The organism is Ruegeria sp. F12, from assembly GCF_056533885.1.
On sequence record NZ_JBQFOV010000001.1, the window covers coordinates 203096 to 224947 of the forward strand.

The 21852-nt window shown below is 58.9% G+C and carries 26 protein-coding genes and 1 tRNA gene; 11 read left to right on the forward strand and 16 right to left on the reverse strand.

Going from position 1 to position 21852, the window contains the following annotated elements; genetic code table 11:
* Positions 1 to 18 precede the first annotated feature (18 nt).
* From ACR0CA_RS01030 to ACR0CA_RS01050, 5 genes are all read right to left on the reverse strand, one after another.
* On the reverse strand, positions 19 to 1203 hold the full coding sequence (locus ACR0CA_RS01030; RefSeq protein ID WP_170788751.1) for a vWA domain-containing protein: 1185 nt from the start codon (positions 1201 to 1203) through the stop codon (positions 19 to 21).
* A 2-nt stretch (positions 1204 to 1205) separates the two neighbouring features.
* Positions 1206 to 1376, reverse strand: a complete 171-nt coding sequence (locus ACR0CA_RS01035; protein WP_170788750.1) for a hypothetical protein — start codon at positions 1374 to 1376, stop codon at positions 1206 to 1208.
* 3 nt (positions 1377 to 1379) lie between these two features.
* Complete coding sequence (locus ACR0CA_RS01040; RefSeq protein WP_480897197.1) at positions 1380 to 2744, reverse strand: DUF2927 domain-containing protein; 1365 nt, start codon at positions 2742 to 2744, stop codon at positions 1380 to 1382.
* Complete coding sequence (locus tag ACR0CA_RS01045; protein WP_170774525.1) at positions 2741 to 3190, reverse strand: GNAT family N-acetyltransferase; 450 nt, start codon at positions 3188 to 3190, stop codon at positions 2741 to 2743. Before ACR0CA_RS01045 ends, ACR0CA_RS01040 begins: the two co-directional genes overlap by 4 nt.
* A gap of 97 nt (positions 3191 to 3287) precedes the next feature.
* Positions 3288 to 4133, reverse strand: a complete 846-nt coding sequence (locus ACR0CA_RS01050) for an AAA family ATPase (RefSeq protein WP_170788747.1) — start codon at positions 4131 to 4133, stop codon at positions 3288 to 3290.
* Between the two features lie 372 nt (positions 4134 to 4505).
* Between ACR0CA_RS01050 and dksA the strand changes: the two genes are divergently transcribed.
* On the forward strand, positions 4506 to 4928 hold the full coding sequence (gene dksA, locus ACR0CA_RS01055; RefSeq protein WP_170774521.1) for an RNA polymerase-binding protein DksA: 423 nt from the start codon (positions 4506 to 4508) through the stop codon (positions 4926 to 4928).
* A 70-nt stretch (positions 4929 to 4998) separates the two neighbouring features.
* On the forward strand, positions 4999 to 6150 hold the full coding sequence (locus ACR0CA_RS01060; RefSeq protein WP_480897198.1) for an FAD-dependent monooxygenase: 1152 nt from the start codon (positions 4999 to 5001) through the stop codon (positions 6148 to 6150).
* A 4-nt stretch (positions 6151 to 6154) separates the two neighbouring features.
* Here the strand turns inward: ACR0CA_RS01060 and xth are convergent, their stop codons facing one another.
* Positions 6155 to 6934 carry an exodeoxyribonuclease III gene (gene xth, locus ACR0CA_RS01065; protein ID WP_480897199.1) on the reverse strand — a complete coding sequence of 260 codons (780 nt, stop codon included), beginning with the start codon at positions 6932 to 6934 and terminating at the stop codon, positions 6155 to 6157.
* A gap of 284 nt (positions 6935 to 7218) precedes the next feature.
* Entirely contained in the window at positions 7219 to 7542 is a 324-nt protein-coding gene (locus tag ACR0CA_RS01070) for a HesB/IscA family protein (protein WP_170774515.1), read from the reverse strand.
* A 76-nt stretch (positions 7543 to 7618) separates the two neighbouring features.
* On the opposite strand from ACR0CA_RS01070, the gene ACR0CA_RS01075 reads away from it, so the two are divergent.
* Positions 7619 to 8791 carry a deoxyguanosinetriphosphate triphosphohydrolase gene (locus tag ACR0CA_RS01075; RefSeq protein ID WP_480897200.1) on the forward strand — a complete coding sequence of 391 codons (1173 nt, stop codon included), beginning with the start codon at positions 7619 to 7621 and terminating at the stop codon, positions 8789 to 8791.
* Here the strand turns inward: ACR0CA_RS01075 and ACR0CA_RS01080 are convergent.
* On the reverse strand, positions 8773 to 9324 hold the full coding sequence (locus ACR0CA_RS01080) for a putative pterin-binding protein (RefSeq protein ID WP_480897201.1): 552 nt from the start codon (positions 9322 to 9324) through the stop codon (positions 8773 to 8775). The genes ACR0CA_RS01075 and ACR0CA_RS01080 overlap by 19 nt on opposite strands.
* Before the next feature lie 133 nt (positions 9325 to 9457).
* Here ACR0CA_RS01080 and argS point away from each other — a divergent pair, with 133 nt between their 5' ends.
* From argS to ACR0CA_RS01110, 6 genes are all read left to right on the forward strand, one after another.
* Positions 9458 to 11203 carry an arginine--tRNA ligase gene (gene argS / locus ACR0CA_RS01085; RefSeq protein WP_480897203.1) on the forward strand — a complete coding sequence of 582 codons (1746 nt, stop codon included), beginning with the start codon at positions 9458 to 9460 and terminating at the stop codon, positions 11201 to 11203.
* An 88-nt stretch (positions 11204 to 11291) separates the two neighbouring features.
* Positions 11292 to 12344, forward strand: coding sequence for an SPOR domain-containing protein (locus ACR0CA_RS01090; protein WP_480897204.1), 1053 nt, complete (start codon positions 11292 to 11294; stop codon positions 12342 to 12344).
* On the forward strand, positions 12341 to 13348 hold the full coding sequence (gene nagZ, locus ACR0CA_RS01095; protein ID WP_480897205.1) for a beta-N-acetylhexosaminidase: 1008 nt from the start codon (positions 12341 to 12343) through the stop codon (positions 13346 to 13348). Before ACR0CA_RS01090 ends, nagZ begins: the two co-directional genes overlap by 4 nt.
* A complete protein-coding gene (locus tag ACR0CA_RS01100; RefSeq protein WP_480897206.1) occupies positions 13338 to 14132 on the forward strand; it encodes a segregation and condensation protein A in 795 nt (264 codons plus the stop codon). Before nagZ ends, ACR0CA_RS01100 begins: the two co-directional genes overlap by 11 nt.
* A complete protein-coding gene (gene scpB, locus ACR0CA_RS01105) occupies positions 14125 to 14775 on the forward strand; it encodes an SMC-Scp complex subunit ScpB (RefSeq protein ID WP_480548263.1) in 651 nt (216 codons plus the stop codon). The genes ACR0CA_RS01100 and scpB overlap by 8 nt, the downstream gene beginning before the upstream one ends.
* A gap of 79 nt (positions 14776 to 14854) precedes the next feature.
* Positions 14855 to 15064 carry a hypothetical protein gene (locus ACR0CA_RS01110; RefSeq protein ID WP_480897207.1) on the forward strand — a complete coding sequence of 70 codons (210 nt, stop codon included), beginning with the start codon at positions 14855 to 14857 and terminating at the stop codon, positions 15062 to 15064.
* On the opposite strand, the gene ACR0CA_RS01115 is transcribed toward ACR0CA_RS01110, so the two are convergent.
* From ACR0CA_RS01115 to ACR0CA_RS01150, 8 genes are all read right to left on the reverse strand, one after another.
* Complete coding sequence (locus tag ACR0CA_RS01115) at positions 15061 to 16140, reverse strand: 2'-deoxycytidine 5'-triphosphate deaminase (RefSeq protein ID WP_480897208.1); 1080 nt, start codon at positions 16138 to 16140, stop codon at positions 15061 to 15063. The two genes, ACR0CA_RS01110 and ACR0CA_RS01115, sit on opposite strands and share 4 nt — an antisense overlap.
* 61 nt (positions 16141 to 16201) lie before the next feature.
* Positions 16202 to 16278, reverse strand: a tRNA-Pro gene (locus tag ACR0CA_RS01120).
* Positions 16279 to 16338: 60 nt separating this feature from the next.
* Entirely contained in the window at positions 16339 to 16911 is a 573-nt protein-coding gene (locus ACR0CA_RS01125; protein WP_480897210.1) for a MerR family transcriptional regulator, read from the reverse strand.
* Between the two features lie 18 nt (positions 16912 to 16929).
* On the reverse strand, positions 16930 to 17232 hold the full coding sequence (ihfA, locus tag ACR0CA_RS01130; protein WP_120633007.1) for an integration host factor subunit alpha: 303 nt from the start codon (positions 17230 to 17232) through the stop codon (positions 16930 to 16932).
* A gap of 96 nt (positions 17233 to 17328) precedes the next feature.
* Positions 17329 to 18300, reverse strand: coding sequence for a beta-ketoacyl-ACP synthase III (locus ACR0CA_RS01135; protein WP_170774494.1), 972 nt, complete (start codon positions 18298 to 18300; stop codon positions 17329 to 17331).
* A gap of 21 nt (positions 18301 to 18321) precedes the next feature.
* Positions 18322 to 19410, reverse strand: coding sequence for a phosphate acyltransferase PlsX (gene plsX / locus ACR0CA_RS01140; RefSeq protein ID WP_170774492.1), 1089 nt, complete (start codon positions 19408 to 19410; stop codon positions 18322 to 18324).
* Between the two features lie 24 nt (positions 19411 to 19434).
* Entirely contained in the window at positions 19435 to 19641 is a 207-nt protein-coding gene (gene rpmF / locus ACR0CA_RS01145) for a 50S ribosomal protein L32 (protein WP_037316137.1), read from the reverse strand.
* 206 nt (positions 19642 to 19847) lie between these two features.
* Positions 19848 to 20384 carry a YceD family protein gene (locus tag ACR0CA_RS01150; protein WP_170788735.1) on the reverse strand — a complete coding sequence of 179 codons (537 nt, stop codon included), beginning with the start codon at positions 20382 to 20384 and terminating at the stop codon, positions 19848 to 19850.
* An 85-nt stretch (positions 20385 to 20469) separates the two neighbouring features.
* Between ACR0CA_RS01150 and ACR0CA_RS01155 the strand changes: the two genes are divergently transcribed.
* Together ACR0CA_RS01155 and ACR0CA_RS01160 are read left to right on the forward strand one after the other, a co-directional pair.
* Positions 20470 to 20946, forward strand: a complete 477-nt coding sequence (locus tag ACR0CA_RS01155) for an outer membrane protein assembly factor BamE (RefSeq protein WP_170774488.1) — start codon at positions 20470 to 20472, stop codon at positions 20944 to 20946.
* 102 nt (positions 20947 to 21048) lie between these two features.
* The gene (locus ACR0CA_RS01160) at positions 21049 to 21783 is read left to right on the forward strand and encodes a GNAT family N-acetyltransferase (protein WP_480897212.1); all 735 of its coding nucleotides are present in this window, start codon (positions 21049 to 21051) and stop codon (positions 21781 to 21783) included.
* The last annotated feature ends 69 nt before the right edge of the window (positions 21784 to 21852 follow it).

Consider the following 21852-nt stretch of genomic DNA (forward strand, 5'->3'; position numbering starts at 1 on the left):
GCGTTACCGAGCGAACCTTTATCGCGTTAGCTCGCGCATGCCCTGTTCCAGCCCAGCCAAGGTCATCGGCACCATGCGGTCCTCGAAAATCTCGCGGATCATGTTAACGGAATGAGTGTATTCCCAGTATTTCTCGGGCACTGGGTTGATCCACAGGTTTGAATTCCACTGGTCTCGTGCGCGTTGCAGCCAGACCTGACCTGCCTCTTGGTTCCAGTGCTCATTCGCCCCGCCGGGGTAGGCGATTTCATAGGGGCTCATGGAGGCATCGCCTACGAAAATACATTTGTAATCGGGGCCGTAGGTGCGCAGCACCTCATGGGTGGGGGTCTGCTGATCCCAGCGGCGGGCGTTGTCGCGCCAGACGCCTTCGTACAAGCAGTTGTGGAAGTAGTAATATTCCAGATGCTTGAACTCGGTCCGCGCGGCCGAGAACAGCTCTTCGACCACCTTGATATGCGGGTCCATTGAGCCGCCCACGTCCAGAAACAGCAGCACTTTGACCGCGTTGTGACGTTCGGGCCGGGTTTTGACGTCCAGATAACCGTGTTCGGCGGTGGCGCGGATGGTGCCGTCAAGGTCCAGCTCATCCGCCGCGCCCTCGCGTGCCCAACGGCGCAGGCGTTTCAGGGCGACTTTGATGTTGCGGGTACCCAGTTCGACCGTGTCGTCCAGATTCTTGAATTCGCGCTTGTCCCAGACCTTGACCGCGCGCTGATGGCGGCTTTCCTTCTGGCCGATGCGCACGCCCTCGGGGTTATAGCCATACGCCCCGAACGGAGAGGTCCCGGCAGTGCCGATCCATTTGTTGCCGCCCTGATGGCGGCTTTCCTGATCCTTGAGACGCTCTTGCAGCGTCTCCATCAGTTTTTCGAACCCGCCCATGGCCTCGATCTCGGCCTTTTCGTCCTCGGACAGGTGCTTTTCGGCCATCTTGGCCAGCCACTCGGCGGGGATGTCCACGGCCTCGATCACCTGATCAAAGCTGATCTCTTCCAAGCCCTTGAAACTTGCAGCAAAGGCCTGATCGAACTTGTCGATATTGCGCTCGTCCTTCACCATCGAAACGCGGGCGAGGTAGTAGAATGCCTCGACATCATAGGTGGCTAGGCCCTTTTTCATGCCTTCCAGAAAGGTCAGATATTCGCGTAGTGAGACGGGAATACGGGCTTTGCGGAGGTTTTCGAAGAAGGGCAGGAACATGGCTACGCGATCAGTCGGACGAGAATGAGGGACAGGACGAGACCCACCAACGAAAAGGCGATGCCGTAGCCCGCAGCGTATTGCGCCATATCCGCGCCGCTGCCATTACGTCTGCGTGCCGTCAGTGCCCCGAGGATTGCCCCCAGTATCGCCATTCCCAGAACTACGACCATGCGTTAACCGCCTCTGTTATTGGACGGCGCTTCTGCAACCTCTTGCATCAACGACCGGACCACCGTTTCCGAGCCAAAGCCGTAGCGTGCCCATCCCAGACTGTCCAGCCTGACGGAACGTGCCTCGACCGGGCGTCCGGCCTGATTCAGCGCCTCGGATTTCAGCAGCAGCAGCGTCGCAAGTTGCGAGGCATTCTCGGCGCGGGTCATCACGTCGATGGCTTTGTCCAATTCGGGCAGGAAGTCGGGACCGCTGCCTTGCGCCAGCGCATAGGCGCCAAGCTGCGTGGTAATGTAGGCCTGATGCACCTCAGTACTCGGTGACGTGCGCAGAAATTGCAGCGCGATATCATATTCGCGCAAAGCGGCTTGCGGGTTGTCAAATTGCCCCATGCGCCCCATCAGGTAGTGCGGATAGGCGCGGCGGTGGTCGGTCCAGCCCTGTTCCTGTCCGATCTGCGCGGCGCGCTGGGCAGAGCGTAGCCGGGCCTGCACGTTGCGGTTGGGGTTCAGCGATTTTTGCACCGCCCTGATCCATTCACGCGGGGTTTCTGAAGGGGGACCTACGGGCTGGACTTCGCCGTTTGGGTTCAGACGGCGTAGAATGCCGGGGATAACGGCTTCGACTTGTTCACGGCTCATGCCGCTGCGCAAGTCAGGCGAATAGGCGGCGCGCAGCATCAGCATATCGAACCCGGTCAGAACGGTATGTATGTTGTCATCGTTAAAGACTGAATCCGGCAGGTGATACAGGTCGTTCAGCGGCCCCAGAGCCTGTGCAATCTCTTCGTGCAGGCAATCGCGCTTTTCCTGCGGGCTGGCATCGTAGGGGATGAAAATCCCCAGTCGCTGCCGGTCTTGCAGCCGGACCCAACTGCTTTTCTTCTTGCGCCGATCCCGGCTGTATTCCTCGAAACTGGAGGCGTTCGGGACGACGAAACAGGCGGCTTGCGGCAGGATATCCTGAATTTGGTCCTGAGTGACGGCCTCGATGGTGATATTTGCCTGACCTTCGGGGATTTGCTTGATGTCGATCCGGGCTTCGCGGCGCAGACGGTTGAGCAACCGGGTCAAGTCCTGCTGCATCGACGGAGTAACCTGGCCGGTCAGGCGCACCGTTACGGGCCCCTCGAAGCGAGTAAAGACCGGTAGGGGCGTGCCGCTTTCCAGCGCAAAGTGAAGTGATACGAAATCGCGCGCCATATCGGCATTTGCCCGACCGGGCGGGGTAGGGCGCGGGGTTACAAAGGCCTTTGGGGGCGGTAGCCCTTCAACTGTGGGCTTCACCCGGCTGGGTGGTTCTGGGACGGAAACAGCCGTACATCCAGCCAATGCCAAACCGAACATAAGAGCAGCCCAGCGGATCATGCGCGTTGATACCGAATGAAAGGTGTCTGTTTGCCGATCCGATCATACAATTTGCGAGCGGTATGGTTGAATTCTTGCGTCAGCCAATAGACCGATGGCGCGCCTTGTCGGTCAGCCTCGTCATACACGGCTTGAATTAGCGCGCGTCCAACGCCGGTTCCGCGCGCCTCGGGACGGGCGAACAGATCCTGAAGGTAGCAGACACTTTCCTCTTTCCACGCATGGCGGTGAAACAGGTAGTGCGTCAGGCCGACCAAACCATCGGAGCTTTCGGCAACAAAGCACGAGAAATCATGCGGATCATCCCCTAAAAGCCGCGCGAATGTGCTGTCATAGGTGCTGTCGGGTACGGATGTTTCGTAGAACGCCAGATAATCGCGCCACATCTCAGCCCATTCGGCCCGGTCATCGGGCCGCAAGGCACGGATCGTAAGGGTGTCAGACACTCAGATTGCCCCATCTGCTCGGATGCCCGACAGTCGGGCGATCATGTGCCAATGCTGACAGCCCGCTTGCCGTAAGGCAAGGCTGATCACTGGATGTTCAGCGTTTGCTACGCGCCATAAAGGCCAGACGTTCGAACAGATGAACATCCTGCTCATTTTTCAGCAGCGCGCCATGTAACTTGGGCAGCGCATTCGCCCCGTCGCGTTTCAGATCCTCGGCGGTCAGATCCTCGGCCAGCAGCAGCTTGAGCCAGTCCAGCACTTCCGAGGTCGAGGGCTTTTTCTTCAGCCCCTGCGTCTCACGGATTTCATAGAACTGTGTCAGCGCGGTGGTCAGCAGGGCATCCTTGATCCCAGGGTGATGGACCTCGACGATGCGGCGCATCGTGGTCTCATCTGGGAAGCGGATATAGTGAAAGAAACACCGGCGCAGGAAGGCGTCGGGCAGTTCCTTTTCGTTATTCGAGGTGATGATCACAATAGGCCGGTTCTTGGCTTTGATTGTCTCACCAGTCTCGTAGACATGGAACTCCATCTTATCGAGTTCCTGCAGCAGGTCGTTGGGAAATTCGATATCGGCCTTGTCGATCTCATCAATCAGCAGCACGACCTTTTCGTCGGCGTCGAACGCCTGCCACAGCTTGCCCTTGCGGATATAGTTCGACACGTCATGCACGCGTTCATCGCCCAGCTGGCTGTCGCGCAGACGGCTGACGGCGTCATATTCATACAGGCCCTGTTGGGCGCGGGTGGTGGACTTTACGTTCCACTCGATCATCTTCAGACCCAGCGCACCAGCTACCTGCTTGGCCAGTTCGGTCTTACCGGTGCCCGGCTCGCCCTTGACCAGCAAAGGCCGTTCCAAAGTGACCGCGGCGTTGACTGCGATGGTCAGATCATCGGTGGCAACATATTCGGCTGTGCCTTGAAAGCGTGCGGTCATTGGGGCCTCATGATAGGTCGCGCAGGTTGTGCCTTTGGGGTTACAGAGGGGCGAAGATTTTTACAACCCACGTCGCTGCGTCGCCCGATGCGGAATTGACCAGCAACTCCAAGGGCTTTGCTTGATTCGTGCGCTAACACACCCTGAGGCAATATAAAGTTTGCCCAGAAATCGCCCGCACTTTTTCACAGAAAAACAAGGTTTTGTTATTAGTTGTCTCATATTTAGACGCTTTAGGATTACACAACACAGGCGCGTCGTTTGCATAGTGACAATCCCCGCGCCGTCAGATAAACGCTCCGCAGAAGGGAATGCCTCATGTCTGGTGAAGAGAGAGCACTCGGCGTTGCAGGCCACACCGAGGGAGCAAAAATGAAGCAGGAAGTATTTCTGCCCGAAGATTATCGTCCAGCCGAAGACGAACCATTTATGAACGACAAGCAGCTTGAGTATTTTCGTCGTAAGCTGCTGGACTGGAAGACTGAACTTTTGGCAGGCAGCCGCGACACGATCGAAGGTCTGCAAGACAACACTCGTAACATTCCGGACGTTGCAGACCGCGCGAGCGAGGAAACCGATCGCGCGCTGGAACTGCGCACCCGCGACCGTCAGCGCAAGCTGGTGGCCAAGATCGACTCGGCTCTGCGCCGGATTGATGAGGGCGAGTACGGCTATTGCGAAATGACGGGTGATCCGATCTCGCTGCGGCGTCTGGATGCGCGCCCGATCGCGACCATGACGCTTGAGGCGCAAGAGCGTCATGAACGCCGCGAGAAGGTCCACCGCGACGATTGATCGCTGCGAAATTCGGAAATCTTTGACGCCGGGGCCTGTCGCCTCGGCGTTTTTGCGTTAAGCCTTGCGCATGAATATCGACGGTTTGAGTTTTGCCGTAATCGGCGGCGGTATTGGTGGTTTGGCGGCTGCTCTGGCCCTGCGCCTGAAGGGCGCGCAGGTGACTGTGCTGGAACAGGCGCCAGCCCTGACCGAAGTGGGCGCGGGCCTTCAGATCAGCGCCAATGGCATGGCTGTTCTGCGTGCGCTGGGTGTTGAGCACACAGAGCCGCGTGTAGGACAACGCTCAAACGGAACGGTTCTTCGCGACTACCGCCGAGGCCGCGTCATCAGCCGTATTCCGCCCCCGACGGCCGGCCCGACCTACTACTACCATCGCGCCGATCTATTGGATCTGTTGGCGAAGGCCGCGCGAAACGCGGGGGTCGATATTCGGTTGGGTGCTCAAGTGTCGCAGGTGATCAAACATCCTGGCGAAGCCGAAGTGGTTTTACAAAGCGGTGAGCGATTGCGCACCGAATGCGCCATTGCCGCAGACGGAGGACGCAGCATTCTGCGTCCGATCCTGAACGGAGAAGAACAGCCGCAATTCACCCGCCAAATCGCCTGGCGTGCAACGATACCATGGGCGCAACGCGACCGAGCGCCATGTGCGTCACTGACATTGGGCCCGGGTCGCCATGTGGTCTTGTACCCTCTACGTGACCAGCAAATGATGAATGTGGTAGCAATCGAGGAACGCTCGGACTGGACAGATGAAAGTTGGCGCAGGGAAGGTGATCCTGACGATCTTAGGGCGCGCTTTCAGGATTTCGGCGGCCCAGTTCGGGAGGTGCTGACCGAGGTTGCGCAAACCCACCTTTGGGCCCTTTACCTGCGGCCGGTGGCGCAAAGTTGGCAGAACGGTCGGCTTGCTTTGCTGGGGGACGCTGCCCACCCCACACTACCTTTCATGGCGCAGGGGGCATGTCTTGCATTGGAGGACGCCTGGATCTTGGCGCGTGCATTTTCTGAGCAATCAGGAGTGACCCAGGCGCTTTCGGTCTACGAGACCACCCGCCGCCCCAGAGCCCGCAACGTCGTGGCCACCGCTGGTGCCAATGCCCGCAATTTCCACTTGCGCGGACCGATGCGTCTGGGCGCGCAACTGGCCTTGTCCGTTATCGGTGGGAAATTGGCACGCAAATACGACTGGATCTACAACTACGACCCGACCGAATAAGGAATTAAAGATCGAGTTCCACCCAAACCGGAACGTGATCTGAAGGCTTTTCGTGCCCGCGTATCTCGGAATCAATCCGGCAATCGCGCATCAGATCTGCCGCCTGCGGGGTCAACAGGAAATGGTCGATGCGGATGCCGTCATTCCTGTTCCATGCCCCGGCCTGATAATCCCAAAAGGAATAGTGCCCTGGCCCCTGTGTGCGCGCCCGGAACGCCTCGGTAAAGCCGAGGTTCAGGATTTTACGAAATGCCGCCCGGCTTTCAGGCCGAAACAGAGCATCCTCACGCCATGCTTCGGGACGTGCGGCGTCTTCGGCCTGAGGAATGATGTTGTAGTCCCCGGCCATAAGTGCCGGCTCTTCAGCAGCGATCAACTCCTGCGCGCGCCGATAAAGGCGCTTCATCCAGGTAAGCTTATAGTCATATTTCGGTCCCGGAGCCGGATTGCCGTTAGGCAGATACAAACCGCAAATCCGCAACGAGTGCTTTCCGACGACCGTCGCCTCAATCCACCGCGCTTGTTCGTCGTCATCGTCGCCCGGTAGCCCTCGTGATACATCCTCAAGCGGGAATTTTGAAAGGATTGCCACTCCGTTAAAGCTTTTCTGCCCGTGGGTTTCGACATTGTAGCCACGGTCTTCGAAAAGTTCCCTGGGAAAGTTCTCATCCACCGACTTGATCTCTTGCAGCAACACGATGTCGGGCTGCGCGTCATCCAGCCAACGGGGCAGAGCCTCAATCCGTGCTTTGATACCGTTGATGTTGAATGTGGCGATTTTCATGCGCAATCCTCCAGAGCCATTGGCAACCTATCGCGCAGAATGAACGCAGCGGCAAGATGGCGGAGGGCTGGGGAGCGAGGCTCTGCCTCGCGCTCCGGGATATTTTTAGCCAGATGAAGAAACGGATCGTTAACCAATCCGTGCGATCTCTAATCTGCGGTACAGGCGGGGACGCCGATGACCGCGCCAGGTGAAGCTCTCCGGCATTGAGGTCGGAGAGCGGATCCCTTCTTCATCTGGCTATAAATATCCTGGGGGTGTGGGGGCAACGCCCCCACCTTTGCTTACATGGAAAATGATGTGCCGCAGCCGCACGATGAGGTCGCGTTCGGGTTTTCGATCACAAACCGTGCACCGATCAGTTCCTGTGTAAAGTCTATGACCGCGTTCTCCAAAAACGGCAACGAGACCGAGTCCACGATGACTTTCTGTCCTTTACCCTCAAGGATCAGATCATCCTCTTTCGGTTCGTCCAGGGCGATCTCGTATTGGAACCCGGAACAGCCGCCGCCTTCTACCGCGACGCGCAGGGCTTGTCCCTGATCCGCAGCGCCGATTTCAGCCAGACGGTCGAAGGCGCGTTCGGTGACTGTTGGGGGCAGATTCATGCCACGCTCCAAAGGTTTATTTCTGTACCACACTACCATATAGAAAACTCAAGGACAGGCGACAAGGACAAGACCTTTGGAAAGAGCGGGTTTTGCCTCGGACCCCAGTCGCGCGCGAGGGCGGTTGGTGCCAGAGGAAGAGAGCAGTTTTCGGTCATGCTTTCAGCGCGATCGTGACAGGATCATTCATGCCAGCGCATTTCGGCGGCTCAAGCACAAGACGCAGGTTTTTGTAGAGCATGAAGGGGATAGCTATCGCACCCGTCTGACGCACTCCATTGAGGTGGCGCAGGTGGCGCGGACCATCTCGGGCGCTTTGTGCTTGAATCCCGAACTGACCGAGGCGGTGGCTTTGGCCCATGATTTGGGTCACACCCCCTTTGGCCATACGGGCGAGGATGCACTGCATGCCATCATGGTGCCCTATGGTGGCTTTGATCACAATGCGCAGGCCATTCGTATCGTGACCAAACTCGAACGACACTATGCGGAATTCGATGGCTGCAACCTGACCTGGGAGACACTGGAGGGTATCGCCAAGCATAACGGCCCAGTTGAGGGCGTGCTGCCTTGGGCGTTGGCAGAGTGTAACGGCGCGTTTGATCTGGAGTTGCACACTCATGCCAGTGCCGAGGCTCAGGTGGCCGCGCTCTCGGATGACATTGCCTACAACAACCATGATTTGCTGGACGGGCTGCGAGCGGATTTGTTCAGTGATGACGAAATTCAAACCCTGCCGATTGTGGGTGCGTGCTATGCCGAGGTCGATCGCGCCTATCCAAATCTTGACCCGTATCGGCGCAGGCATGAGGCTCTGCGGCGGGTCTTTGGGGTTATGGTATCCGACGTAATAGACACATCTGCCGCGTTGATTGCCGAATCCGGAGCGCACTCGGTGGAAGATATCCGCAATTTGGGTCGCCCAGTGATCCAGTTCTCGGCGCAATTATGGGCGCAGTTGCAGGATATCCGTGCGTTTCTGTTCACCCGGATGTATCGCGCGCCTTCGGTGATGGAGGTGCGGGCCGAGGTCAGCAAGATCGTCGAGGAGCTGTTCCCGATCTATCTTGCGGATCCGCGTCAAATGCCTGCCCGCTGGCACTCCGATATTGAGGCTGCCGAGGACGAGACTGTTCTGGCCCGGATCGTATCAGATTACATCGCCGGGATGACCGATCGCTTTGCGATACAGGACTATGTGCGCCTGACAGGGCGACCCGCGCCGACGGGTCATTCGATCCCGATATAGGCCAGCGCCCAGACCTGTTGGCTGGCTTGCGAGTCGGTTGCGTCGGCATCGTCGGTTGGCGGGAACACGATCATGGTGGGGCCATATCCTCCGACGCCCATCGGTTCACCGTCGGCATGGGTGGCTAAAATGGGTTTGTACGTCGAAATGCTGTCCCATGGGATTTCCGCCTGATACCCGTCCATTGCCATGGGACGTGCGGTTTTTCCTTGGGCTCCCGCAAGGATCATAACGTCCGACAGCAGCGGGCCACTGAAAGTGTAGTTGCGCTGATGATCGGGCGGGCCATAGGGAATAGTGATTTGAATCTGGGGTAGGCTGTCCAGAAGGGCCGCGTCAAACCCTGCTGCACCCTCATGGGTCACTTCGAGAAACCCAAGCAGCCCGCCATCATTCTCGCCCCGCGCCGGCAGGTTGGTTTCGCTGACAGCGCCACCCAATGTCACCAGCACATGTCCTTGCGGTGCGGGCATCTCGGCCAGAACGGGCAGGGCGGTGGACAGAAGCAGACTGAGGGATAGGGCGAGGCGCATCAATGGTCTCCGAATTTCGCGTTTCGGTCTGACTGTAGCGGGGATCGCGCCCAAACCAAGGTCAAACTTTAGGCATCCATTGACCTTACCGCGCTGCGTGATAAACCGCCGGGCAAGCAAAAGGACATCCGAAATGAACCTGTTTTCCGAGATACGCGCCCTTGTACTGGACGCGCTGGCGCAGATGCAGTCCGAAGGCGCGCTGCCCGAAGGGCTGAGCTTTGACAACGTGGCCGTTGAACCCCCGCGCGACGCGGCACATGGCGATATGGCGACCAACGCGGCGATGGTGCTGGCGAAACCTGCTGAGATGAAGCCGCGCGACATTGCCGATGTGCTGGCTGGTAAGCTGGCCTCTGATGAACGGATCACCAGCGCCGAGGTGGCAGGGCCGGGGTTTTTGAACCTGCGGCTGGCGCCGTCGGTCTGGCAGGGTGTGCTGACCGCCGTGCTGGAACAGGGCACCGATTATGGTCGCTCGACCATGGGACACGGGCAGAAGGTGAACGTCGAATATGTCTCGGCCAATCCCACCGGTCCGCTGCATGTAGGCCATACGCGGGGCGCGGTCTTCGGTGACGCCTTGGCAAGCCTGCTGGCTTATTCTGGCCATGAAGTTACGCGTGAGTATTACATCAACGATGGCGGCGCGCAGGTGGATGTACTAGCGCGTTCGGCCTATGAGCGGTATCGCGAGGCCAATGGCCTCAGCCCCGAGATTGCCGAGGGCCTCTATCCCGGTGACTATCTGATCCCGATCGGTGAGGCGCTGAAAGAGAAATACGGCGACAGCCTGATCGACAAGCCTGAAAGAGAATGGCTGGAAGACCTGCGCAACTTTGCCACCGATGCGATGATGGACCTGATCCGCGCCGATCTGAAGGCGCTGGGCGTCGAGATGGATGTGTTCTTTTCTGAGAAATCTCTCTATGGCACGGGCCGGATCGAGGCTGCGCTGCAATCGCTGACCGACAAGGGCCTGATCTATGAAGGCGTGCTGGAGCCGCCCAAAGGCAAAAAGCCCGAAGATTGGGAGCCGCGCGAGCAGACTCTGTTCAAATCGACTGAACATGGCGATGACGTGGACCGCCCAGTCAAGAAATCGGACGGCGCGTGGACCTATTTCGCGCCCGATATCGCCTATCACTATGACAAGGTGAGCCGTGGCTTTGACGCTCTGATCGACGTGTTTGGTGCCGACCACGGCGGCTATGTCAAACGGATGAAGGCGGCTGTGTCGGCGCTGTCCGATGGCAAGGTGCCGCTGGATATCAAGCTGACCCAGTTGGTGAAGCTTTGGAAGAATGGCGAGCCGTTCAAGATGTCTAAACGGGCAGGGAACTTTGTCACTCTGCGCGATGTGGTGGATCAGGTGGGGCCGGATGTTACGCGTTTCGTCATGCTGACCCGCAAGAACGACGCGCCGCTGGATTTTGATTTCGACAAGGTGCTGGAGCAAAGCCGCGAGAACCCTGTGTTCTACGTGCAATACGCCCATGCCCGCGTCATGAGCGTTTTGCGCCGCGCGACTGAGGCCGGGATCGCCGCAGATGATGCGACCCTCAAAGGGGCCGATCTGAGTAAGAACGATCACGCATCCGAGTTGACTGTTGCTAAAAAGCTGGCCGAATGGCCGCGTCTGGTGGAAATCGCTGCCCGCACGAACGAGCCGCACCGCGTTGCGTTCTACCTTTATGAACTGGCCGGAGACTTCCACGCGCTGTGGAACAAGGGCAACGACGAAACCCAACTGCGGTTCATTCAGGATGGCGATGTTGCCACAAGCCAGTCAAAAATCGCTTTGGCCCGTGCCGTTTCTGTTGTGATTTCAGCGGGCTTGGGTATTCTTGGCGTTACCCCGGCGCAGGAGATGCGGTAACAAACACCGCCCGAACCGCCGGTACGAGGTAGGCAAGAAATGACCCGCGCGCCTTATTTTCCGGCGCGAAACGGGCGGTGAGGCGGACATGGCAAATAACGTTTACTCGGGGCAGATGCGTCCCGAGCAGATGCATTACACGAATCAACCCTCGGTTCAGGGTGGGTACGAGTATCCCGACGACATGCACGGGTATGAAGAGACGCCGCAAGCCGCGGGTCTGGGTCGGATCGTGAATTTTCTGGGGGCGGCTGCGTCCCTGGCTTTGGTCGCTGGTATCGCCGTTTGGGGCTACAAACTGGTCATGCGCGATGTCAGCGGTGTTCCGGTTGTGCGCGCCATCGAAGGGCCGATGCGTATCCAACCGGAAAATCCAGGTGGGACCCCTGCAGATCATCAGGGGCTGGCGGTAAACGCCGTGGCCGCTGTTGGCACCGCGGCGCCACCTGCAGATCGATTGATTTTGGCGCCGCGCCCCGTTTCGCTGACGGATGAAGACACGCCCGTTGAACCGCTGAAGCCCACTCCGGCGGTGCATCTGGTAGAAGAAGAAATCTCGGATCAAGAGGCGGCGCAACTGCGCCAAGGTGCCGTGGATGCGGTGGTTGGTGAACTGGCGGATAAGCCAATTGAACAGCCACAGGACGGTGTGCAACTGGCGTCGCTGGCGCTTGACGACGAACCGGCGATTGACCCTGCGGATTACGCAGCGCAACTGCCGGACCCCGCGATTGCAGCTCTGCCCGGTGTACGACGCTCGCTGCGGCCGATCACGCGCCCTGCACGCCGGATCAGCGCCGCGATCACACCAAACAGCAGCACCGAAGATGCCATCAACGCGGCAGTCAAAGCCGCCGTTGGCTTGGATGTTGACGCCGATACCCTTTCAAAGGGCACCCGTATGGCGCAGCTTGGGGCCTATGAAAGCACGCAGGTCGCGCAATCGGAATGGGATCGTCTGAATGGTCGGTTCGGTGAGTATATGGATGGAAAACAGCGGGTTATCCAAAAAACCTCAAGCGGTGGGCGCACATTCTATCGGCTGCGGGTTTTGGGGTTTGATGATCTGAGCGACTCGCGTCAGTTCTGTGCTGCGCTTCAGGCGCAGGGGGCGGACTGTATCCCGGTCGCAGCCCGGTGACATTCGGCGCTGCGATCTCGGACGCGGAGGGGCTGCGGCTTACATCCGACGAGAAAAAACTGTTCCGCGAGATGAACCCGTTCGGGTTCATCCTCTTTGCCCGAAATATCGACACCGCCGATCAAGTGCGCGCCCTGTGTGACGACTTTCGCGAGGCGGTGGGCCGCAACTGCCCGATAACGATTGATCAGGAAGGTGGACGCGTTCAGCGCCTGCGCGCGCCCTTGGCACGCGAATGGGCCCCGCCGCTGGATCACGCGGCTCGTGCCGGGGAACAGGCCGAACGTGCGATGTATCTCCGCTATCGGCTGATCGCGCTGGAATTGTTCGAGCTTGGGATCGACAGCAACTGTGCCCCGATGGTTGATCTGGCGCGTGACGACACCCATGCGTTCCTCAAGAACCGCTGCTATGGCTCTGATCCTAAACAGGTTGCGAAACTTGGCCGCGCGGTTGCCAAAGGGCATCTGGACGGCGGTGTTCTTCCGGTCATCAAACACATGCCCGGGCATGGCTTGTCCACGCTGGACAGCCACCATGACCTGCCGCATGTGGATCTGACTCAAGAAGCACTGGAAGGGGCCGATTTCGCCCCGTTCCGCGCGCTGAACGACCTGCCGATGGGGATGACCGCACATCTGGTCTATGACCGGATCGACCCGCAAGCGGCGACGATTTCACCGACGATGATCGGCCTGATCCGTGACAAGATCGGGTTCGATGGGCTGATCATGACCGACGATATCTCGATGAAAGCGCTGTCCGGCACGCCCGAAGAAATCGCCGGGCAAGCGCTGGCTGCGGGCTGCGACGTGGTTCTGCATTGCAACGGTACCTTTGAAGCCCGCGCCAAGGTGCTGGACGCCGTAGGAGAGATGACCCCACTAGCGCAAAAACGCGCCGAAAAAGCGCTGTCGATGCGGCAAAAGCCTGTGGAACTTGACATCGAAGCCGCCGAGGCGGAACTATCTGCCCTAATGGGCGGGCAGGTATATGAACGATAACCTTTTTAGCGAAGATCCGGTCTCGGTCGCGGATCGGCTTGCCGCCGAGGCGCTGATTGTTGACGTCGACGGGTTCGAAGGCCCGTTGGACGTGCTACTGACCCTGTCGCGGACGCAGAAAGTTGACCTGCGCAGAATCTCGGTTCTGGCGCTGGCGCAGCAATATCTGACCTTCGTTGAAAAAGCCCGTGCGCTGCGGATCGAACTGGCGGCGGATTATCTGGTCATGGCCGCGTGGCTGGCCTTTCTGAAATCCCGCCTGCTGCTGCCGCCCGATCCCGATGACGAAGGACCGTCTGGTGAGGAATTGGCCGCGCATCTGGCGTTCCAACTTGAACGCCTACAGGCCATGCGCGACGCGGCTGCGCGACTGATGGCGCGGGATCAGTTGGGGCGTGATTTCTTCAAACGCGGGCAGGGTGAGGATGTCACTCGCATCCGCACCGTGACCTATTCAGCCACGTTGTTGGATCTGATGCAGGGTTATGCGCGCATCCGCACCCGCGATGAATTCCGACCCTTTGTCATGGACCGCGATGCTGTCTTTACCATGGAACAGGCGTTGGAACGGATGCGCCCCTTGATCGGGTTTGCGGGCGTCTGGACAGATATGGAGACCTATCTGCCCGACGGTTGGGATGCCGATCCGGTGCGGCGGCGCTCGGCCACGGCGGCGACGTTTGCGGCCTCGTTGGAGCTGGTGAAAGAAGGACATATGGAGATCAAGCAAAGCGAAACCTTTGCACCGATCCATCTGCGCAAGAGGACCGAAACACGTGACTGACACCTCTGAGGAAACCGGCACCCTGTTCGAAGCGCCCCCCCTGGCCGAACAGGAACGTATGGTCGAAGCCGTGCTGTTCGCGAGTGCTGAACCCGTTTCGATCAGCGATCTTGAAGCCCGGATGCCCCACGGCAGCGACGCGGCACAAGCGGTTGATCTGCTGCGCAAACGCTATGAGGGGCGCGGCGTGCGCGTTGTGCGTGTAGGGGAGGCCTGGGCCATCCGCACCGCCCCTGATCTGGGCTTTTTGATGCAAAAGGAAACGGTTGAGACACGAAAACTCAGCCGTGCCGCCATCGAAACTTTGGCCATCGTGGCCTATCACCAGCCCTGCACGCGGGCCGAGATCGAGGAAATCCGTGGCGTCTCCGTCTCGCGCGGGACCATCGACCAGTTGCTGGAAATGGAGTGGATTCGTTTGGGCCGCCGCCGCATGACACCGGGCCGTCCGGTGACATTTGTCGTGACGCCGCAGTTTCTGGATCATTTCGGGCTGGAAAACGCGCGCGACCTTCCGGGGCTGCAAGAATTGCGCGCCGCGGGTTTGTTGGAAAACAGGCCACCTCCGGGCACGATCCCCTTGGGGGAGGGCCGCGACGAGGAAGAAGACGAAGATCAGGTGGAACTGTTCGAGGAAGAGTGATCAAACGGCCCTTTTGTTGCCAGACAGATCACCTATTTTGAGGTTCAGGAAACGGAGTTGAGCAATGAATGCCAATCGAATGATCGATATGATCGTGCGTCAGGTGATGCGCCGTCTGGTCAATAAAGGCGTGGACAAGGGCTTTGATATGGCCAGCCGTATGGGCGGCAAATCGGATCAGGGCGGTGATACAGGCCAACGGAAAAAAACCAGCAGTCCACGCCCGTCTCAAAACATGAGGCAAGCGCAGAAAATGACCCGCCAAATGCGCCGTTTTATGAAGTTCTAGCCAACCGGCTTGAAGTGTTTGGACAGCTTCAATCCCTGTCCCTGATAGTTCGAGGCAATGCCCGCGCCGTAGAGTTGCGTGGGCATCTCGGCCATTTTCTCATAGACCAAACGCCCGACGACCTGTCCGTGTTCGAGCACAAACGGGGCCTCGTGGCAGCGCACTTCCAGCACCCCGCGTGACCCTGCGCCCCCGGCGGCCGCGTGGCCGAAACCGGGATCGAAGAAGCCGGCGTAGTGCACCCGGAATTCACCGACCATGGCCAGATAGGGGGCCATTTCAGCGGCATACATGGGCGGGATATGTACTGCCTCGCGACTGACCAGAATATAGAACGCGCCGGGGTCGAGGATGATGCGACCATCCGTGGTGCGTACCTCTTCCCAGTATTCCTGCGGGTCGTATTCGCCGATCCGGTCCAGATCAATCACACCCGTATGTGGCTTGGCGCGATAGCCCACCAGATCGGTATCGGGCAGTTGCAGATCGACCGAAAAGCCCAACCCATCCTGAATCACTGCCGGTCCATCCACCAATGGCGACTCGGCGTGCAGCGCGTTTAGTTCCGCATCGCTCAGCACCGCTTGGCCCTGACGGAACCGGATTTGGTTCAGGCGCATTCCGGGCCGCACCAGGACCGAGAATGATCGCGGGCAAATTTCGGCATATAGAGGCCCGGTATAACCCGCAGGCACCCGGTCGAACTCGGTGCCGCCATCGGTGATGGTGCGGGTCAGCAAGTCCAGCCGCCCGGTCGAGCTTTTGGCATTGGCCACGGCGGTCACGCTGTCGGGCAGGGCGAGTGATTCCATCAGTGGCACCAGATAGACGCAACCCTTTTCCAGAACCGCACCGTCGCTAATGTCGATGCGGTGCATCTCGAACTCGGCCAGACGGTCGGCGACCGAGCGCCCTTCGCCTGCCAGAAATGAGGCGCGCACGCGGTAAGCCACTGTTCCCAAACGCAAGTCAAGGCTGGCCGGTTGTACCTGCGGGTCGATTATGGCGGGATCGGCGGTGATCTCACCGCGTGCAATCATGCCTTCGATCTGCTGGTTTGGGCATACACCTGTCATTCCGATCCCCCCTGATGCCAGAGCGGGATCTGGCCTGTCTGCCATAAACGTCGTTGTGATTTGGTCGGGCTAGCAGGACTCGAACCTGCGACCTTCCGTCCCCCAGACGGACGCGCTACCAGGCTGCGCCATAGCCCGACGTTGGAGTGTTCATAACGGTTTTCCCGGCAGGGGCAAGAGGAAAACATTGCCTTTTTCTTATCCCGCCGATCGATTCTCAATTCGGTTCAGAAGGGCGCGCAGGTCACGGGCAACAGGCGCGATCTGACGCAGCAGCTGATCGTCAAATTCAGTCCGATTCCACGCTTGGGTTGCGATGCCACCCAGCAACGGCGCCTCATCCAGCTTGTCCAAAACAGGCTGCGGCGGCACGGGCGCTGCGGGCACCGGTGCCTCGGGAAAATCAAGCGAGATCTGTTCTTGGGGTGCGGGCGCGGGCTTTGCTGCAAAGGGAACGACCACGTTGTCTTCGGTTGCGGCAGGCTTGGCCTCATCCTCCAAACCCTGAGACAATGAGGCGACGTAGGCCACGCCTTGTTCGCGTAAAATGCGTTGCACGCCTTTGATGGTGATCCCATCCTCGTGCAGCAGCTTTTTGATACCACCCAGCAAGCGCATGTCATTGGGGCGGTAATAGCGCCGCCCACCGGCGCGTTTGACCGGTTTGACCTGCGTGAAGCGGCTTTCCCAGAATCGCAGGACATGGGCCTGAACGCCCAGCCAGTCCGCTACTTCACTGATCGTGCGAAAGGCGTCTGGGGACTTGCTCATGGCGCTGCCGTCCTGATCCTATTTGCGGTTTCCTGCGGCGACGCGATCCTTCATCAGATGCGACGGGCGGAAGGTCAGCACGCGGCGCGGCTGAATAGGAACCTCTTCCCCGGTTTTGGGGTTGCGGCCGATACGGGCAGTTTTGTCCCGAACGCTGAATGTTCCGAAAGACGAAATCTTAACCTGCTCACCCCGCACCAGCGCGTCGGACATATGGTCCAGAACGCTTTCGACCAGCTGTGCGCTTTCATTGCGTGAAAGGCCAACCTCGCGAAAAACGGCCTCGCTCAGATCCATTCGGGTCAGTGTTTTGTCGCCCATGCCAATCCCCCTGTTGATGGTAGAGCATAGGGTCAGGGCAAATTCACTGTCAATATCAATGAATTGCAGGTCTGTGTGTAAGCCGTTTTGCGCCTGTTACCACCGAAGGAGGACTGATCCCCAGGCCAATCCACCCCCGATTGCCTCAGTAACAAGCAAATCACCCGGTTTGAACTGGCCGCGTTGCTTGGCCACGGACATGGCCAAGGGAATCGATGCCGCAGAAGTGTTGCCGTGATCCTGTAGGGTGACTACGACGTGATCCATGGGAACGCCCAATTTCTTGGCGGTGCCCTGAATGATGCGGATATTGGCTTGATGGGGGACAATCCAATCCACATCCTCGTGACCCAAACCCACTTTTTCCAAGCAAGTCTCAGCAGTTGAGGTCAAACGTTCAACCGCCTGGCGGAACAGTTGATTGCCCTTCATCCGCAGATAGCCCGTTGTTTGCGTCGACACGCCGCCGTCTACATACAACAAGTCTTTATAGCGTCCGTCGGAATTCAGATCAGTAGCGAGAATACCGCGATCTTCGGCCGTGCCGTCACCTTCTTGGCGTTCAAGAATCAGCGCGCCCGCACCATCGCCAAAAAGCACGCAGGTGGACCGGTCCGTCCAATCCATGATTCGCGAGAAGGTTTCGGCCCCGATTACCAGCACCCGCTTGGCCTGATCCGAAAGGATCAGTGCGTTGGCATTAGTCAGAGCGTAAACGAATCCCGCACAGACGGCCTGAACGTCAAAGGCAAAGCCTTTGGTCATACCCAACCGCGATTGCACCATGGTAGCCGCTGAAGGGAAGGTCAGGTCCGCCGTCGATGTGGCCAGAACGATGGCGTCGATGTCGTCGGCCGTCAGTCCAGCATCGGCAAGCGCTGCTTCGGCTGCCTTTGTGGCCATGTCGGATGTGGTCTCGCCCTCGGCTGCGAAATGGCGGCGTTCGATGCCGGACCGCGTCTTGATCCACTCATCGGACGTATCAAGCGACTTTTCGAACTCGGAATTCGGCACAATTCGCTCTGGCAAATAATGTCCGACACCTACAACAACTGAACGGCCTGCCATGTTGGGGTACTGCCTTTTTTGTTATTCGCCCGCCTTGGACGGAGCTTGGGCGGCATCTTGTGCAAGCTCGACTGTCGATGCAACCCGTGCCGCCAATTTTTCAGAGAACCCGGACTGTGCCAAGGTAAAGGCCAGTTTCACGGCGGCCGAAACTCCGGTGGCATCTGCGCCGCCATGAGATTTCACCACAGTCCCATTGAGGCCCAGGAAAACCCCGCCATTTACACGGCGTGGGTCGATACGTTTCTTCAACCGGTTTAGTGAGGTGATGGCCAGAACCGACGCCAGCCGAGACAGGGGCGAGTATTTGAACGCCTCACGCAGAAGGTCCCCGATCAGGCTGGCCGTGCCTTCGCCGGTCTTGATCGCGACATTGCCGGTAAACCCATCGGTTACAATGACATCTGCCTTGTCACCGGGGATATCACTGCCTTCGACAAAGCCCACGAAATCAAAGCTCGCCTGATCCGCAAAGTCCGTGATCATGGCATGCGCTTCTTTCAATTCAGCGCGCCCCTTGTGTTCTTCGGTGCCTACGTTCAGCAAGCCGATCCGGGGGCGTTCCAGCGCCATGCCGTTGCGCGCGTACGAGGCGCCCATCAGCGCGTATTGCAGCAGATCCTTCGCGTCGGCGCGTACATCGGCGCCCACATCCAACATCACGTTGAACCCCTGCGGGTTGCGCGATGGCCACAGAATCGCGATGGCCGGGCGGTTTACACCCGGCAATTTACGCAGCCGCATCATCGACAGCGCCATCAACGCGCCAGTATTGCCGCAGGACACCGCACCATGGGCTTCGCCCTGGCGCACCGATTCCAGTGTCGACCACATTGAGGTCTGCTTGCCGTGGCGTACAACCTGGCTGGGCTTGTCCTCCATCGTGACCACGTCGGTGCAATCACGAAAAACGACGCGCCCATTCAGGACACGCCGTTTCGCAACAAGTTTGCGCAACTCAGCCTCAGGCCCGTGCAGGATAAACGCGATGTCGGGGTTCTTGTCCGCCGATTTGGCGATCCCCGCCACAACTGCGGCGGGACCCGAATCTCCGCCCATAGCGTCAACCGAGATGGTGATCCGTCCGGTTTGCGTGGGCTGTTCCGTCATGCCTTGGCCTGCGCTTTGAAAGGCTTAGGCCGCGTCTTCGTCCAGGTCGATTTCGTCGGCCTGAGCGACGACTTCACGGTCATCATAGTGGCCGCAGGACGCACATACGTGGTGCGGGCGCTTCAGCTCGCCGCAGTTTGCGCATTCGTTCGGGTTTGCAGCAACCAGAGCGTCGTGTGCGCGGCGGTTGTTGCGACGCGACTTGGAAACTTTGTTCTGTTGGACGGCCATGGTCTCAACCTTTGTCTACTGAGGGTCCGCAGATTCGCTGCCGACCGGGTTTCATTCTTCGTTTTTTACGTGGTTTGACGCGCGTTTAGGGGACGAGCCCCGCAATGTCCAACCCAAATTCCGATGAGCGCGCGAAAATACTGCGATTCTCGACATGTTCAAGCGATTTTTCTGAGGGCGTGCTATGACAGGAAATCAGACCCGTGTCACTCGTCTTTTTTTAGTGCATCGCGCAGGCTGGCAAGTCCGGCAAAGGGTTTTGCATCTTCATCTGTCATCGCCTGTTTGCCCGGCTCTGTATAGTCGGCCTGTTCCAGTTCCGCACCATCTTTGCGCGGGTATTGGGGCAGGGACAGCGACAGCGCCTCGATCATTACAATGGCTGGGTCGATCTCGGACCCCAAGGGCTCCGACTCGTCGCCTTCTGGGATTTCGAACTCTTCCTCATCGGGGTCGGTCCAATCGGCCAGAAATACCCGCGTGACGGGCACGTCGATCCGGGTCGTCACCGGCTCTAGCGTGACGACGCAGGGCTGGATCACTGTTGCGCCCAGCTTACCTGCGAGTGCCCAGTCGCGTTTTCCTTGCGCGCGGACGTCTCCGACAAAGCTGAGCTTTCGCAGACCCAGCAGGCCCAGGTCATCGCGGATCGCCTCAAGCGCTTTGGTGTCGGGGCGCAGATCGAACGAGGTTGGCGCGTTTTGCGGCAGGTCGGCCACCCGCAGAGATGTCTGGTTGCTCATTCGTTACCCTTTCCTGTGTTGAACCGGGGCTGCGGTTTGATGTAAGCGGATAGGGTCCGCAAGGGACCAAGGCAAGAGGGTGTGCATGTTAAAGGTTGTGAACAGGTTGAAACCGGCGTCCAGAACGCTAGTGCTTGCAGCCTGTGTGGCAGGTATCAGCGCGTGCTCACCTGTGTTCGAGAATCACGGGTACATCCCGCCCCCCGAAGACCTGGCCGAGATTCAGGTGGGCGTGGACACACGCGAAAGCGTCCTCGACTCGGTCGGTGCGCCGTCCTCGTCCGGCGTAGTGCGGGATTCTGGGTTCTACTATGTGCGGTCTCGGGTGCGTCACTACGGTCCGAAACGACCCGAAGTGGTCGAGCGTGAGCTTGTCGCCATCAGCTTTGATCAGGGTGGTGTGGTGCGGAACATCGAACGGTTCGGCCTTGAAGACGGGATCGTGGTCCCTCTGGAGCGGCGGGTAACCGAATCGAGCATTCAGAACCGCGGATTCCTGCGCCAGCTGTTCGGCAATATCGGCAACTTCAACCCGGCCAATATTCCGGGCGCGACCAACTAATCAGCCTTCGCCTCTTGTCCGCGTCACAGGATGGTCACACATAATGTGATAGGCACCGAGACGGGATGAAACGGGTCGGTGATCGCCGAATAGAGGACGACCATGGCTGTACTGCTTGGCAAAGGCCGGTATCGCGCCCGGTTGGCATTGACTGGGGCGGACATCGTGGCGGCACAGAAGTTGCGCACTCTGGCCTTTGGAACAGATCAGACGGATCGGGATGATTTTGATCGCCTCTGTGCGCATGTTCTTGTCGAAGATATGCGTTCCAGTGGCGAACTCGTCTGCTGTTTCCGCATGTTGACGATGGAGCGTGGGGACGAAATCGGCCTCAGCTATTCAGCGCAATTTTACGATCTGTCCGCTTTGGAGGATTTTCAGGGGCGTATGGTCGAGATGGGGCGGTTCTGCATTCATCCCGACTGGACCGATCCTGACATACTGCGCGTCGCATGGGGCGCGATGACGGCTTATGTGGATCAGAACAACGTTGAGATGCTGTTTGGCTGTTCGTCCTTTGCCGGGACAGAAACGGCCGAGTATCTGGATGCTTTTGCAATGCTAAAACACCGTCATCTGGCGCCCAAGCGCTGGTTGCCACGGGTCAAGGCACCGGATGTCTTTCGTTTTGCCGCACGGTTGCGGCGTCGGCCCGACGTCAAAAAAGCGATGTTGCGGATGCCGCCCTTGCTGCGCACCTATCTGTTGATGGGCGGCTGGGTCAGTGATCATGCAGTGGTCGATCGGCATATGAACACGCTGCACGTGTTTACCGGGCTCGAGATCGGGGCGATTCCGCCAGCCCGGAAACGTCTGTTGCGGGTGGTGGCTGGGTAGATTCCGTATTTTTGACGAGAACAAGGGCTGGGCGTTGACGCGCCGACCCTGCCGGTTTAGCTGGCGGGC